This is a genomic window from Cutibacterium nasicola (assembly GCF_051303185.1).
GTDB lineage: Bacteria > Actinomycetota > Actinomycetes > Propionibacteriales > Propionibacteriaceae > Cutibacterium.
In genome coordinates, this window is the sequence record NZ_JBPPGE010000001.1 from 532,310 (window position 1) to 547,819 (window position 15,510).

At 56.2% G+C, this 15,510-nt stretch carries 14 protein-coding genes and 2 pseudogenes; 5 read left to right on the plus strand and 11 right to left on the minus strand.

Going from position 1 to position 15,510, the window contains the following annotated elements; genetic code table 11:
* Positions 1-40 precede the first annotated feature (40 nt).
* The 3 genes and pseudogenes from ACSJJT_RS02505 (at position 41) to ACSJJT_RS02515 (ending at position 2,028) form a co-directional block, all read left to right on the plus strand.
* Positions 41-985 carry a sugar-binding transcriptional regulator gene (locus ACSJJT_RS02505; protein WP_435916777.1) on the plus strand — a complete coding sequence of 315 codons (945 nt, stop codon included), beginning with the start codon at positions 41-43 and terminating at the stop codon, positions 983-985.
* 273 nt (positions 986-1,258) lie between these two features.
* Entirely contained in the window at positions 1,259-1,474 is a 216-nt protein-coding gene (locus ACSJJT_RS02510; RefSeq protein ID WP_435916778.1) for a hypothetical protein, read from the plus strand.
* Between the two features lie 26 nt (positions 1,475-1,500).
* Positions 1,501-2,028: pseudogene (locus ACSJJT_RS02515) on the plus strand (Ldh family oxidoreductase).
* Between the two features lie 45 nt (positions 2,029-2,073).
* Here ACSJJT_RS02515 and ACSJJT_RS02520 read toward each other — a convergent pair.
* From ACSJJT_RS02520 to ACSJJT_RS02560, 9 genes are all read right to left on the minus strand, one after another.
* A complete protein-coding gene (locus tag ACSJJT_RS02520; protein WP_435916779.1) occupies positions 2,074-2,262 on the minus strand; it encodes a hypothetical protein in 189 nt (62 codons plus the stop codon).
* Between the two features lie 105 nt (positions 2,263-2,367).
* A complete protein-coding gene (locus tag ACSJJT_RS02525; RefSeq protein WP_435916780.1) occupies positions 2,368-2,853 on the minus strand; it encodes a PRD domain-containing protein in 486 nt (161 codons plus the stop codon).
* 22 nt (positions 2,854-2,875) lie between these two features.
* A complete protein-coding gene (locus ACSJJT_RS02530; protein ID WP_435916781.1) occupies positions 2,876-3,769 on the minus strand; it encodes a YhfZ family protein in 894 nt (297 codons plus the stop codon).
* 130 nt (positions 3,770-3,899) lie between these two features.
* On the minus strand, positions 3,900-4,514 hold the full coding sequence (locus ACSJJT_RS02535) for a type I restriction endonuclease subunit R, EcoR124 family (protein ID WP_435917042.1): 615 nt from the start codon (positions 4,512-4,514) through the stop codon (positions 3,900-3,902).
* A gap of 1 nt (position 4,515) precedes the next feature.
* On the minus strand, positions 4,516-5,319 hold the full coding sequence (locus ACSJJT_RS02540; protein WP_435917043.1) for a type I restriction endonuclease subunit R, EcoR124 family: 804 nt from the start codon (positions 5,317-5,319) through the stop codon (positions 4,516-4,518).
* Positions 5,220-6,347, minus strand: coding sequence for a DEAD/DEAH box helicase family protein (locus ACSJJT_RS02545; RefSeq protein WP_435916782.1), 1,128 nt, complete (start codon positions 6,345-6,347; stop codon positions 5,220-5,222). The genes ACSJJT_RS02540 and ACSJJT_RS02545 overlap by 100 nt, the downstream gene beginning before the upstream one ends.
* A 182-nt stretch (positions 6,348-6,529) precedes the next feature.
* Positions 6,530-7,582 (minus strand): phosphotriesterase family protein, encoded by a 1,053-nt coding sequence (locus ACSJJT_RS02550; protein WP_334355094.1) that lies wholly within the window; start codon positions 7,580-7,582, stop codon positions 6,530-6,532.
* Positions 7,583-7,597: 15 nt separating this feature from the next.
* Entirely contained in the window at positions 7,598-8,584 is a 987-nt protein-coding gene (locus ACSJJT_RS02555) for a DMT family transporter (protein WP_435916783.1), read from the minus strand.
* A gap of 91 nt (positions 8,585-8,675) precedes the next feature.
* A complete protein-coding gene (locus ACSJJT_RS02560) occupies positions 8,676-9,422 on the minus strand; it encodes a glutamine amidotransferase (RefSeq protein ID WP_435916784.1) in 747 nt (248 codons plus the stop codon).
* Between the two features lie 113 nt (positions 9,423-9,535).
* On the opposite strand from ACSJJT_RS02560, the gene ACSJJT_RS02565 reads away from it, so the two are divergent.
* Both ACSJJT_RS02565 and ACSJJT_RS02570 read left to right on the plus strand, forming a co-directional pair.
* Positions 9,536-10,531 carry a LacI family DNA-binding transcriptional regulator gene (locus ACSJJT_RS02565; protein WP_334355097.1) on the plus strand — a complete coding sequence of 332 codons (996 nt, stop codon included), beginning with the start codon at positions 9,536-9,538 and terminating at the stop codon, positions 10,529-10,531.
* 157 nt (positions 10,532-10,688) lie between these two features.
* Positions 10,689-11,026: pseudogene (locus ACSJJT_RS02570) on the plus strand (ISL3 family transposase); the annotation flags it as partial.
* 1,633 nt (positions 11,027-12,659) lie between these two features.
* Here ACSJJT_RS02570 and ACSJJT_RS02575 read toward each other — a convergent pair.
* Complete coding sequence (locus ACSJJT_RS02575; protein WP_435916785.1) at positions 12,660-13,445, minus strand: hypothetical protein; 786 nt, start codon at positions 13,443-13,445, stop codon at positions 12,660-12,662.
* 13 nt (positions 13,446-13,458) lie between these two features.
* Positions 13,459-15,510: a beta-galactosidase gene (locus ACSJJT_RS02580; RefSeq protein ID WP_435916786.1), complete on the minus strand. Its 2,052-nt coding sequence runs from the start codon at positions 15,508-15,510 to the stop codon at positions 13,459-13,461.

Genomic DNA, 15,510 nt, shown 5'->3' on the forward strand with positions numbered 1-15,510 from the left:
CGGGGCTTCTAGCATAAAGATTCACATTTGTGAGATACATATGAATGACCGCGAACACATCCAGACCCTACTGACCGTGGCAAAGCGATACTGGTTGGAAGAAGCAACTCAGGCCGAGATCGCTGATGAGATCGGCTACTCCCGATCAATGGTGTCGCGCCTACTCGACGAAGCGCGGCGTCGTGGAATCATCACGTTTACCGTGCAGCACCCGTTACAACGAGCACTTGAGTTGGAACAGGACCTGACGCGCACCTTCGGATTAGCGTGCGCGCGCGTAGCCATGTCAGATGACGACTCTGCGGCTCACGAGGTATCACGGATGGCTTCCGATCTCGTGACTACATATATGCACCCGGACTCGGTCATCGCACTGTCGAATGGGCGTGGAGTAGCTTCGGTGGTGCGCGCCATGACCCCGACACGTCATCCTGAAGCGACAGTGGTCCAGGCAATCGGGGGGACAGCGCGGGGGAATCTACTCCTAGACTCCCCCGAACTGTGTCGTCAACTGGCGGAGCGACTTGGCTGCGCTTACCGAGTGATGCCCGCGCCAGTGTTGGTATCGAATCCGCAAGTAGCAGCGGCTTTAAAGGCGGAGAAGTCCATTGGAATGACAATCGCTATGGCCTCCCACGCCGACATCCTGGTGACGGGGGTAGGCGCGGTCGGAGTGAATTCAGTGGCACCGATTTTCGATCACGTGATGCCCGAACGAACTCACGCCGAGTTGTTGTCGCGGGGAGCGGTCGGCCACATCTGTGGGCACCACATCAATGCTCAGGGCCGTCATGTCGATGCGGACTTCTGCCACGGGTTGATGACGATACCGATCGACCGGATCCCGTCAATCACCCACGTCATCGTCAGTGCTTTCGGAGCTGAAAAGGTGCCAGCTTTATCGGCGATCCTTCGAACCCATCTGGTAACGGATCTGGTAACTGACATCGCAACTGCGAAAGCCGTGCTGGATCATCGCGGCTGAGGTTGGGGTAACTAACGCACTGTTACTGTCGGAAGTATCTCAAGCCGAGGAGGATTCCTGTGGCCCCTGGCCTCACCATCACCACAGACGAGCTCGTCGCGGCCATTGCCAAATGCCGGTCGACACTGGAACATGTGTGGGGGTGGCTCAGGTGTTGGCCACAAACTGTGCATCATGTGAGCGGGATGGCACAACTAGTCACGGAGTGGTTCAAGGTCTCGGAATACGTAAAACAGTCGGACTGACAGGACCGTCACCAGCGGAGCGCACTACGTGGGCCCGCTGTACCTGCGTATTGACGGCCACAACAGTTTCGCCCAGCCCACGGCGACTGCCACCGAAGTGACCACCAAGCGGATGCCCACCGGAGCCGGTGCCGCGATCGTTGCCGGCCATGACGCCCACCACTTCAGTGCCCTCTGGCCCAGTCTCGAGCCGTGGGCTTATAAGGGGTTCATCGGCTTAGGAATGGTCACCAGCTGGCGGTAGCGGCCAAGGGCACAACCGAGGCCGCTATGAGCACTAACCCCATCGCTTTTGCGACGCCGCTACCCGGCCAGGACCCGCTCGTCTTCGACTTTGCGACTTCCTCAATTTCTCACGAGGACCTGCAGCCCATGGCTCACACGGATCAGACGCCCCGGAACCGGTATTGACACCGCGGATAAGGAGACCGACGATCCGTCTGAGATTCTTGAGAAGGGCAACATCCTGCCCCCTTCGATGAGCACAAAGGAACTCTCATCGCCATGATGATCGAGATGACGGCAACTGGATTGACGGGTACAGGGTTTTCCTATCAGGTAGCCGCAGAAGCCCCAGAAGGCGTGTCGACCTTCCGCACCGGCCAGCTGTATATCTTATTGGATCCGACCCGAGACGGGAATGACGCCTATGCCGACCGGATCAGCGAGTTCGTCGAGATACTGGAGCAGGCCGGGTGGGATCACATCCCGGCCCGCAGCAGGCATCGCCGTCGTGACAAGGCGATGGAGAAAGGGATCCTGGTTACTAACGAGCTCGCAGCTTTGCTGGAGAAGTGAACGAAACGCTCCCAGGCAGTCACCACAGCTGATGACATGACGTCGTCACCCCGTCGAAGCCGACTGAAAGGAGGTCATCCACGACAGCCCGGGAACGAATGAATCCCCGGCGAGAAGAGTGCGCTTCGGCTCGCTGTTCCGCACGGCGTGATAGGCACCCTTGGCCATCGGTCCGGGAAGAATCTCGACGGCATCCGTCCGCAGCTTTTCCAGGATTCGAAGAGCTGTCTTCAAGGCAATTGAATCCAGTAGAAAAACTCTGAAAATTGTGTTGAGTCCTCATTTTTGCGCAGTTTCGATCACCCGGGCATTCGCGCTGATGACCGTGTCGACGCCGCACTATTCCTTGAGGAATGACAGGCCCGCCGAATTCGGATGAAGGCCGGACATCATGTCGGCATGCACCACGACTTTCTTCCCTGCCGTCAACACGTCATGGGCAGCCGACATCACAGTATCGAGGGCCACGTCAGTGAGTAGAACGTTATGAAGTGTTACGTACTGTTTTTCGCTATCCGGAAGCGTAAGACCAATCCACTCCTCGATTGAGTTCACGATGCGAGCCGCTTCTGGCTCTGCATTGGGAACTTGGGATTTAATTTCGGTCATCAGCTCATAGCCTGGGCCATCAGTTAGGGAATTTCCTTTGTGAATACGATCGAGCGACGCAACTACATGCGACACCAGCAGCCCCACCGATTCATTGTCCAACTTGTCGTCATCCACCACGTCGCGGATCGCGGTTTCTACCGCATCTATCCACTCTGTTGGCAGAGTAGACGTCTCTCTAATGATTTCGAAACGACATTTAAATTGTTCAGCCATGTAATTCTCGCAAAAATTGGTTTTAGTATCTTGGCATCGTCTGGTGTGCCATTACTGCCCTCACTACAGATATGATGTCTTCGCTACCAAGGACCTTCAATACATCATCCCCAATCGCATCAGAACTGTCCCACTTGACCAGCACGGCGTTTGTGTTTCCAATTCCTTCAAGTTCAGGCATTGGAACTATCACTACATCTGACGGCAGTTTTGAACGAGCTTCATCGGCGTTCCATATGGTGGCGTCGAAGAGATCGCCCTCAAACCCACGAGATAGCTGGTTGTACGTTGTCTCAACTACCATGTCATCGCGGAGCCGAGGGAACGCCTTCCTTGCAAGAAATATCTGGTCGGGAGACGATGGGTCAACGGCGACTCTCAAGTGAGGATCTTGAATGTCACGACCGTTCTTCATCATGATCTGATGCGATCCAACATACGTCCCTGGACCGAAGTCCCTAATGACTTCGAGATGCGGGTTCTCGCTGGATGCCATTTTTGACATCACCGCGAGGTCGATTCGCTCGTCGCGGAGGAGGTTAATGCGTTCATATGCTCCTCGGACATACGGGAGACTAAGAGGAACACCAGCATCCTCAAAGGCGGCATGGAATCCCGTCGCTAATGCTTCATATCGAAGGGTGTAGGGCAATGGCATCGCGATGACGAACGTGCCCCTTCCCGAGATGTCCCACAGAGCGGCTTTGTCGATCTTGGTCACATAGGTACCAAGATGACCGTGGGTCTCCACTCTTAACGCATCCACCTCCGCGAGCACGCCGAGCGCGGCTTGGATCGTTCCTTTTCCGTAGCCGTAACGACTTGCGAGGTCCTGCATCGTCGGGATCTGGTCACCAACTTGTAGGCCCCCAAGGTCGCGTGACAACAGCATCGCGGCCTTGCCAACCCTCGTCATCAGTGCCCCTAGACGTGTCATACAGAGGACAATAGTCAAAAATCTGGATATTGACTGTAGGTGTCCGCACTTCGATCACTGAGGATGATCGGAGACCTCTGTAGGTCAGACGCCGGAAGGATCCGACACGTCAGTCATCGCACTGTAGTCCTGTGCCCCGAGGCCGTAACCGGTACCTCGATGACCGGTTGGAAGATGAGACACCGGGCACCATCAATGTCGCCGCGCGTGGCGGAGGATCCTCAGTCCTCCAACTCCTCACCAAGCCCCAGCCCACGGAACCGCTCAACAATTCCCCCAAGGCCTTGATCACTCGGTTCTTCTTCTCGGCGTGAGGGTTCCCGCCAGACCTGCCTGCACCGCCAAACTGCGACATCGGCCTCATGACCTCGATGATTCCGGTTCCGGTGGTCTGCACCTCTCCGTCGCGGAAGGCATTGCCCATGAAGTTACGCGTCTCTTCAGGGCGCAGGTCCTCATCCCGGATGATCTCGTCGAGCTCTTGGTTCCGTTTTGTGGTGATGAAGCGTCCCCATTGTGAATCAACGGCCTCGTCAACGCTCATGATCGCAACGAATTCTTCGACGAGATCCTTCATGTTGGGTAGGTTCGGGTTGGCGTTAATGGCACGGTAAATGGTCGGGGTCAGTTCGACATCCTCGCCATCACCACACTCCTTGCGGTGCTCCTCGACAAGCATGAGGATGTAATCGACGTTGACGGGGACCTGCTTAATGAGCTCAATCTCAAAGACGACGTCGTCGTGGTCGAGCCTTTCTTGTCAGCGTCCTGCTCACTGCGGGATTCGTTCCACGTTTCAGGTAAAAACTGCGATAGTCCTGCTTCTGACGCTCGGTAAGCATATCGTCGGCCGAGAATTCGTCGAACGAGGTGAGGATGTTCTCAAGCCTGACGATAGTACCGAACAGCTTGACGAACTCCTTGTTCGCTTCCTCTCCGACAATGGGTTGACCGAGTGGAAACCGAGCGAGGAGCTCTTTGACCTTCGCGGCGTAGTCCGTCAGGTAGTCCTTGTAGGGCTTGAGCAGGACGATGCCGCCAGCGTTCTTGTTACCGAAGAGCTCGAGGGCATTGTTGGTGGCGTCCTCAAGATCTCGGAAGCAGACGATGTTGCCGTAGGTCTTGACGGGATTGAGGATGCGGTTGGTGCGAGAATAGACCTGTAGGAGCCTGCGGGCTTTCAACGGCTTGTCGCCGAACAGGGTGTTGAGGGTAGTGGCGTCGAAGCTGGTCAGAAACATGTTGACGACGACGGCCAGGTCGACTTCGCGGTTCTTGAGCCGCTGCGAGAGGTCCTTGTAGTAGTTCTGGAACTTGTCAGAGGACGTGTCGTAGCTCGTTCCGAACAACTGGTTGTATTCCTGGATGGCGTCCTCCAGGAATACCCGCGAGTCCTCGGACAGCGCATCGGTATTCAAGGCCTCGTCGTCTAGGATGCCGCCCTTAGTCGCCTCGTTGGTCCCGTAGGAGTAGATGATGGCGATCTTGAGCTTCTTGTCAGGGACCAGGTCTTCCTGTTGCGCTGGAATTCGTTGTAATAGCGACGAGCGGCGTCAATGGATGCCGCGACGAAGATGGCATTGAACCCGCGAGCACGTTTGCACTGGCGGATGGCTTCGTCGACATGACGGACGCGGGTGGACTCACTGACGTTGACGACAACAGAGTGCTCGTAACTGCTCTCACGCTTAGTCTTCTGGTCAAAGTGTTCCAAGGTGTACCGGACGATCTGACTGATGCGTTCAGGGGCCATGGGGGCCTTCTCGGTGTCGATGCCGGTAACCTCGCGGTCCTCCGGGTTTCCGACCCTCATGGTGTTGATGTAGTCAACGCGGAAGGGCAGCACGTTCATGTTGCTGATGGCGTCGACAACGGAGTAGGTGTACAGCTTGTCGCCAAAGGCCTGCCCGGTGGTGCGCAGCTTCGGGTTGCCGGAGCTACCGCGATTGGCAGCGAAGATGGGCGTACCGGTGAAACCGAAGAGGTGGTAGCGCTTGAAGGCCCGAGTGATGTCGGTGTCCATGTCGCCGAACTGGGACCGGTGGCACTCGTCGAAGACTATGACGACGTGCTGGTTGTAGATGTCGCGGTTCTTGTTGCTGTGGATGAACGTGCTGAGTTTCTGGATCGTCGTAATGATGATCTTGGCGCTCGGATCCTCAAACCGACGCTTGAGGATGGTCGTCGAGGTGTTGGAGTTGGCGGCCCCCTTCTGGAACCGGTCGTACTTGCGCATGGTCTGGTAGTCCAAATCCTTGCGGTCAACGACGAAGATGACCTTGTCGATCCCGGGCATCATGGTGGCCAGCTGGGCGGTCTTGAACGAGATCAGGGTCTTGCCGGATCCGGTGGTGTGCCAGATGTATTCGCCGGCCGCGACAGTGCCAAGCTGCTTGTAATTGATCGAGGTGACTTCGAAGCTGTTGGAGGCCTTCGGGGCCGTGCGCTTCTGCTGATCCTTAAGGTGCTGGTTGCGAGTGGTGTTCAAGTAGTACTTGGTGTGGGTGCCGTTGGAGATGACGAACAGCTGGACGTACTCAACCAGTCCGGAGCCCACCCAGTAACCCCGTTTATCTGTACACCCAAGACGGGGCGTGCCCGACGTGAAATCATACGTGCCGACATTCGAGAACATGATCGCGTCGTATGACGGTGTCAGGCCCGCCATACGACGACCATCATCGTCTGTTGGAGTGGTGTGGCAATCGACCTTGTGAACCCCACACCACTTGACGTTGGTCAGGCAGTAAGCAGCCGCCGAGGGTTATCGATGACGAGACTGCGGCACTGCGCCTCCGAGACACCGCGGCTTCGAAGTTGAGCGAGAAACACCTTCGGTACGAAGGCGAAACCATTCCCACCATTGCAGGTCCACATCTGCTTCAGGAAAAGATCGTGACTGAAGATCAACTGCTGACCGTACCCTCGGGCAATGAGATGAGCGACGGCGTCAGCAGTATCAGAGACCGACGGTGAGACACCCTCCTTCGGAAAATTGATGTCCAAGCCGATCATGTCAAACTCTAGCCACACACCTCGATCAAGGAGCATTTTCTGGTAGTCGTAGTCATGGCCTGATGGGTCACTGTGGGCAAGCGAGACCTTAGCTGGATTGACCCCAACCTCGTCAAGGACCAAGTGCAATACGTCGGCTCCGTATCTTTTCCAACCAGGCATGTGAATATTCAATGCTGTCCGTGGCGATTCAGTCTGTGCCACAGCTGCGGCTCGCAGCGCGCCACGCTCAGCTGGCGTGTAGCTCGGCGATATTCCAACCTCACCGATCATGCCAGCTTGGATTCCTGTGCTCCCGACTCCCTCGTTGAGATCATTGAGGATGTTCTCGGTCTGGATGTCGATCGCTGTTGCGGTGATGCGCTCACCTTCGAATTTCTCAAGGTAGGTGCCCGTGGACATGACGATATTGAGCCCCGTGCGTCGGGCCACCGCCGCTAGTCGTTCGGGGTCTCGGCCAATCGACGTCGACCCCGTCGCATCAACGATGGTCCGCCCGCCCAGCTCGGCGAAGGCTCGAACCTCCTCCGTGACAGCGTCCACCGGCTTGTCCCGCAAGTTGTCCTGATTGCAATAGGGGTCCTGCCGCAGGGCCCACATAAGAGAGGGCTCAACTCGCTTACCGACTAGGATTGAGGAGAACTCATAGCTGGGTTCGTCAACGACGCTCGACAGGTCGTTGAACAAGTGTTCATGAGGCAGCGTCATCCCCATGTTCTCGGCCGGCACATCACCGGTAACGGTAGTCAGAACATTGTTCTCTGACGACATCGTCATTTGAATACCTCCTGCTCAACGGGATTCATGTGTCATGGAATCGATTGTCAATGTGCCCTCGATCCCACTGTCGACATCGGATCTCCTCGAGGGGATCATGGCGATGCCAGATGCGATCAGGGCGACCGCTGCACCCAGGACAGTGACGAAGTAGACCTCATTGCCCAGTGCAGGTATCAGCGTGTCAATAAGAACGGATCCGAGCAGCTGGCCGGCTGTAGAGGACAGCGCCAGAAGCAGTAAGCCGAGTTTGCGTACAAGCAGAGCCATCAGTGCAATCGAGGCGAGCCCGAGTGGACCCCCAAGGTACATCCACCAGCTCCCAGGAAGGTTGAAATGTGCGTGCCCTACAGCCATTCGGAGAAGGAATACGAGAAGCAGAGCAGTGAAACCCACGAAAAAGTTCCACGTGATGGACACGAGCATTGAACCGGACAGACGACCGATATTGGAGTTTCCGGCTGGCTGCCATCCAGCAAGGAGCCCGGCGACAAAAGGAAGAATGGTCAAGGCCACCGCGTGAGGAGCTTGAAAGTTTGGTGACACTACAAGTAGTGTGGCAACAATTGCAAGGGCAGCACCAATGATGCGCGCAATGCTCAGCGGCTGTTTGAATTCGACGCCAATACCCATGCGATCACAGACAATTCCCGAGATAACCATTCCGGAGATAAGGGCCGTCTGGAATGTGGCGACCCCGAGAGGCCCCGCCGAGATGCCTTCAGAAAGGACAACGGCTACGCCGCACAACCCGGCGACGAAGTTAGGCCACGGCACGTCGCAATGCCGCGCCTGGCGAGGCAGGGCGAACAGAGCTCGCCTCTTGGCTCGGTCAGGTAGCACAATCAGGATCATGAGGATCAGGCCACAGCCAAAGGAGATCGTCGCGGCCAGGTGGCCATCTCCGACTTCGGTACCAAGTTGGCCATTGACGGCGGACTGCATTGGGCTCAGCATGCCCGCCAGAACAGTGAGGATCACGAACAACCCGGTCGAAGCCATGACGGCCCCTACTGTGCCGGGAGGTCGGTGATCATAGGATGATTGCGTCATTGCAAAAACATCTCCTTCGTATGGATCATTTTCGTATGGGTCATTTCCCAGCCAGCCAGGCCACCGCGTTGTCAAACAAATCGGTGTATCCAGGCCAGTTCATGAATTCTTCGGGCGCCCAATGGGGCGACACATCTGAGGCGAATGCCAGGGTCCGTCCACTGCCAACCTCTCGAACGGTCAGTAGGGGATCACCCTCGACCACGGCGAGGACGGCGGCATCCGCTCGAGCCTGCAACCGCTGGTACCCAAGCACGATCGGCCACGTTGAGGACAGCCCCTGCGTGACCGGGTGTTGCACTCCGGTCAGTTCGCCGCAGACGCCTTCTGGGCTCTCGACTCGATCATCGTATTTGGAGATCGTTACTGGAAGGATCTCCTCAACCGGTGTACCAGAGTAGTTCGCTTTCGCCTCGAAGCCCTGAAAGCTCAGGTATCCACCAACCATCATGAGCCCGCCGCCCTGGTGAACCCACTCACGCAAAAGCTTTAGTCGGTTGGGCATCGGGCGGCCCGTCTCGAACACCGATGGCGCAAGCAGCAGCGTATTGGCCCCGCAGTCGGACAGAATGACAACGTCATACTGGTCGAGGGCTTGAAGTGTGGTTGGAAAACTCGCGGCGACGTCGTGCGACAGCAGGTGGGTCACCTCGTGACCACGCGACCTGAGCGCATTAAGCAGTTTGGTGCAACCGATGTGCAGCTGAGTGTGGGGGAATGCATCGTAGCCCTTGTGGTCAGTCGTCGCACTGATCCACGACTCACCAGCCAGAAGCACTTTTGACATCTGTGGCTCCTCCTCGAGCAATCATGTTGCGCAATCGTTGCGCAACGTTTTGTGTTGCTTTATACTACGAAGCACAGATCGGCTTGTCAACCAATTTCTGGGGAGGGCGTTGCATGTCACTGTCAGCAGTGGCGCGTGCCGCGGGAGTATCGGTATCCACGGTGTCCCGGTATGTGAAGGGCGAGTTGGCACTGAAACCAGAAACTGAGCGTGTGGTCCTCGATGCCATGCATGCGGTGGGGTTTTCCATGCCGCATGACCACAAACGAGGGTCAAAGGTTGTCCTGGTGATGCCTGAACTGCGAAATCCCTACTTCGCCAACGTCGCGGAGGCCGTAACGAAGGCATGCAACGAACGTGGTTTACAAGCACTCATCTCAGTGACCGGCGGCATCGCACATCAAGAACGCCAATTAATAGATGCAGCAGCGCACATGGATGATATCTACGGTATTCTTTATATTGGAATGACTGCGGAAAACCCCGCCCTCGAGGCCGTGGCCGCCAACGTGCCAGTAGTCGTGCTGGATGAGCCAGTGGGTTCCGGAGGCCAGGATAGGATGCCCTTGGTGACGGCTGACAATTTCGACGGAGCCTTCCAAGCCACAAACTACTTGATCCAACAGGGCCATCGCGTCATCGCTCACGCCGGCGGGCCAGAGGATTTGTCATCCACTCGGCAACGCCTTCGAGGCTATCAAGAAGCACTCGCGTTCCACGGAATCTCGGTAGCGCCTGAGCTGCAGTTCCATGGACCATACAGCGAGACGTACGGGATCAATGTGCTCACACGAATCCAGAGACTGAACACTCAACCAACCGCCATCATGGCGGCCAGTGACATCGTCGCCATCGGCATCGTCTCTGGCGCTGAGCAATATGGCATCTCCATTCCTCAAGATTTATCTATTATCGGCTTCGATGGCATATCAGTGGGCGCTTGGCTCAGACCCAAGCTCACGACTGTCGTACAACCCGTCGAGGGCATGATTTCAGCTGCATTTGAAGAATTACGACACCTTTACGAGAGAGAAGATATACGAAATCATTCCCTGGCAATGGAACTACGCATCCGAGAATCCTGCACAAAGGTCAATTCTGATCAATAATTATTCCGTCCAGCACAGAGCCTGGGCCAGCTCTCGGAACACGAGACAGACTCTTCACAGATGAGCGTGTAAGTGGACAGCCGGGGCTGAGTGGCGACAAGGATCGAGGCCCTTGGATGATGAAAATCCTCACACAGCCATCACCAAAGACCTCGACATGGACGACGCTACCTTCACCGACCCCTGACCTGACCACGTTCTGCCTCCCGGACGAGCCAGGCCCTGAGCGCGCCACGCTGCTGTGCCGACCGGTCGAGCTCGATGACTTGTGTCATCGCTGCGACTGTCGCGGATCACCTCGTGACAGCGTGATCCATAAACTAGCGCATGTCCCGTTCGGTCAGCGCCCCGCCATTCTCCAAGCGCGGCTGCGTTGGGCCTGGAAGCCCTGGTGGTCATCCTTTTGCGATGAGCTCGCCTCCCGAGGTCTCTCGGGGCGCGTGGAACACCGCCAACGATGCGGTACTGACCGAAGGTCACCGGCTGCTCATCGAGCTCACCCCATCTCTACTGACACCGGTGCCAACCACTCGTTCCATATGATCCGGCTGACCGGCGACGCTCTGGATGCGTGACGACATCCGCATTTTCTTCGACCACCACCGTTCCAGCAACAGTCCCACCCCAGCCCTCAGCAGCCAACTCGAACATCTGCTCGGCACAACCCTGGCTTCCGCGACCTCACCCACTGCACCGCCCGATCACTGCTCAAGGCCGACAGGTCCTAACCAGTCCCACACCCCGGATTGTGAAGAGCCGGTTCTTGACCTGGTTGAGCGGTGCACGTTTGAAACATTCGTCAAGCACGTGATCCGGTCGCTACACAAACGGATGTACTCGACGCCGGAGTTTGAGGTGTCCTAGGAGAAGACCATGTCGCGCACGACCTACCGGGGTGAGGCATGACCGCACGGATTTGGTGCAGCCCTGCGTACTCCGAATCAAGGAGGCCCGCAGATTGATCCGATCGACATTCAGGTCACCCCGCGCTGGGCTGAAGATCACCCGTGGTGCCCCGAAGGGCTTGGTTCTTTGGCTCCGTGACAAAGTACTCAAAGAGTGCTATCCGCTGCCAGACACCGTCTTGAAGCTCCAGGAATCGACTTCACTGCCCCGAACGACCACTGACATTTTTCTGACCTCGCAGCATGTGGGTGAGTTCCTGAACCGCTTGAATGACGACATCAAGATGGCCACCGAATGCATTGTAAAAGAGCTCGCTTACACTCTCATCGATGGGATTCAGTACGAGCCAATTGATGGCAGAATTTGCAAACTTCGCGAACTGAAAACTGACGGGATCGAGAAGACGGACCGCTTGATACATTAGCTTTACGAGATGACTGACAAGGAGAAGACATATTCAATCAAGTGTCCTTTGGCTCGGTTATGGAGAAACCGTTCGTCAACTATTTGGATGGCCATGAGGAGGTCAAACTGTTCACGAGCCGGACGACAAGTTCCGCACCCCGTTCCACTCGGGGACTATAACCCGGGCTGGGCAATCATCGATCATTAGGATCAAGGACGGCGCCTATCGGCTGTCTTTGGTGCGTGAGACGAAGTCCAGCCAAGATCCAACAAAGAGAGCCGCTCCGCGAGTATGCGAAGATCACAGCGCCGATGAAGCACTTCACGGTCGTCGGCATGGACTATGCCGTGAGTTCTCCTGACCGTTGGGAAATCCAGGAGACGAATGCGTGTTGCAGCACCAAAATGACTACGAAGCCCAGTTCTATGCCCACGAGCCAGATCGTCCTATTCAGCTCGGCCCGTCACATCTCCTGCTGATGGGAACCATTGCCAGCCTCCTGCGCCACGCGCACCTAGTACTTCGGAGAACGTGATTGAGTGTATTCCTACCCTCCACCAGTTCTGGAGACCATCGCGTTCCGGCCATACGAACAGCGTCGACTGATGAGTCACCAGGCTGAAGCTAGTCTCGATGCTGCGGCTCGTGAGGTTGTCGATTGTGTGGGGCGAAGTAGCGGCAGGCCGTCGTCAAGATGAGAGTCGATGAACGATCCGTCCAATCAAGCGGCTCGGGTGACAGGCGATGATGAGCTCACAATGTTGGTGGGGATACAGCATGCTGTATCCCCACCAACGTCCCCTTCGAGTAGACGTACTAGCGCTGCGGTAGTCGCTGTACAGAAATGCTGTCGCTGAGTTCGGACAACACCGCTCCCTTGTCGTCAGCCGCCAAGAATCGTTCTGCGGCATCACGAGTGGCACTCATGACGAGGCTGACATTTCCTTCCCGCTCATTGGCAAAATCAACCAGACGATTCGTTACGCTTTCTCGATCTCCGTGAATATCAACGAGGCTCGGGTCTGCGGTGCCGATTGAAATAATCTTGTGGTCACCATCAAACTTAAGGATCAGACTGGCCCACAGTGCATTGTCATCGTGAACTGCCAGCACCGCCGTACTGTTTGGCCGTACGAACGACATAGCAGCGGCGGCAACTTCGTCGTGCGACGCGCCAAGCTTCCACTGGAGGCCAAGAGTTTGCGCAGCAGGCGTCGGAGCCGTACAAATGGAATCAACGTACTTATCGGCCAGGAGTGTCCAGCTACGCGTCACGTATACGTCCAGATCCTCATCCGCGGACCAAGCGTTTTGGTACTCGGCGAAGTACTCATCCATTGCATCGCGCTCAGCCACGAGAACGAAGTCGACATCCTGCTTATTCGCCTCGAACAGCGCTTTGGCAGCTTTAGGCAAGTCGGCGACTTGAGCCGGTGGCTCCTTAACTTCCAATCCCTGAGTGTGACGGCATTTCACTACGCTTCCCTTTTCGAGAAGACAGATAATTCTCCGTGATTCTTTTGCTGAACACAGCAGTAGATCTTGCGCATTACGCCATTGATCTACATCAAGGTCAGCCATCAAGACATCGCCATGAAGCATTTCTAAATTCCTTTCATCCCTGCAAGAAGCAGTCATAAATGTTGATGGAGTAAGGCGGCATCGGCACTGTCAATATATTGCCGTCGAACTGCGCTTCAGTGTTGCACCACAGCTCGGTGGCGCTGTTGACAGAAAATGGCAGCTCGATCGTCGCATCAATCTGTTCGGCTGTCGGATTCGCAACAAAGACCACCCGACGGTCATCCGACTCAAGATCGCGGTGAACAACAACGTCAAGACGAGAATCGTTACTGCGAACAGGCAGGACCCCAGCCTTCGCACATGCAGCGTCAACAAGAGCACTCGCGTTGGCTTCGTCATCCAGGACAAACCAACCTGCGTCGGCTGCTTCGACAGCGTCCTTGAGAATGGTGCATGGCTGCATGAGCGAGTCGAACTCAGGCAGCTTCGGGCCAACTACAGCAACTCCGCCCTGGCTGACGAAATCCACCAGTGCTTGTTGCAGTTCAGCGTCAAGGTAATCCAGCGTGGGCACGACGATCACTCGACGCCCCTTCCAACGTGCCGGATCAAGCGCCGTATCGGAGATGACAAAGTCATTCCCGCTGCTCATGAGTGCATCGAAGTAAGCTCCAAAAGCCTGACCCTTGCGGAGCTGAACCGGCTCATCGAAGCCCAGCGGTTCCTCGCTGATGGTGAGCGGATTCGCGTACTCACTGAATCCCGACGGAGTCTCGAGGAAATCACCGGGGAAGGAAACCAGCACAGCCGCGGCCTCGAGGCGATCGTATTCGCGGTTGGCCAACAGCAGTACCTGAGCATCCCGGCGCAACGACGCGAATCCCCCGTCGGACTGCATACGGTTGGCGCTGCCAAACATGGCTGCATGGTCTTCACGAACACGCCCGTCACGACGAATTGGAGAATCAAGCCAACGATCGCGCTCGACAAGCATGTACCGGCTGAATCCCTTAATGCCCTGCATGAGGGCTGCCTTGGTGACGAATTCTTCGTCGGCAAGATTGCCCGGGTGTAGGTACCAAGGCCAGACTCCAGCGATGAACTCCGGGATGTAGGGATACCGGCTCGTGCCTACAACGTATGAACCCACGGTCTTGACGTGGCTGTAGAGCTCCTTGCGCGAGTAGATGTCGAAACCGACAAAGTCGAGCTTCTCCTCCAACCGGGCGATGTTGAACGGGGTGGTAAAGCCCGAAGCAGCGCCGCCAGGGCCGAGGGGGTGAGGGTAGTTGTGGAACAGAGCGATCTTGTCCAAGCCACGCTCACGCATCATGCTGGCGAGGCGATCCATCGACGTGATGAGGTATTCTTCGCGGTATTCAATCCAATCGGCGTACCGAGGAATCTCATGCTGTGTCATGGCCTCGAATCGCCGTGGCGGTTCAATCTCACTTTCAGCTGCGAAATTCGTCCGGTAAGCGGAGTTCAGGTTCGTCAAGCTGCCGTACTTCTCAAGCAGGAACGAGCGGTACTGAGACAGGGAGTCGTCGCTGTAGTCAGCCGCGTAGGCGTTGATGCAGAAGAAGTAGGCCATCTCATTATCAACCTGAGCAGCAACGATGTTGCCCTTGGGATGGCAGTGACGAGCCAGAATCTCACAGATTGCGTCATACCAGAGTGCAGTCTCTTCAAAGAACTCATCCGAGGCGTAGTTCACTGCAGGGATTGGCTTCGGCACCTGAGTGAGGACGGTCCGGCCTCCCTTGGCATTACGCATCTGAAGATTTTCATTCTCCAGAATCCGCTTTGGATAGCCAAACCAAGTCAGTTCCGAGTTGATCTGCGGACCAGGACGAACTACGATATTGAGTTCCCTCTCCTCACAAAGAGTCAAAAAGGCATCAATATCCTTGTTTCCGGAAAAATCAAATACTCCTTTTTCTACTTCATGGATTTCCCAGGGGATGTAGATCGAGATCATGTTGAATCCCATGTCCTTAACCGAGTCAAGGATGGATTCCCACTTATCGCGATCGAGCCGCCAATAATGCACTGCGCCACCGTACAGCGACGCTGTGGTGTCATCGACCTTGAATGCGCCGTCACCGATAGATACCGGACGTTTACTCATGGTCTTTCCCAT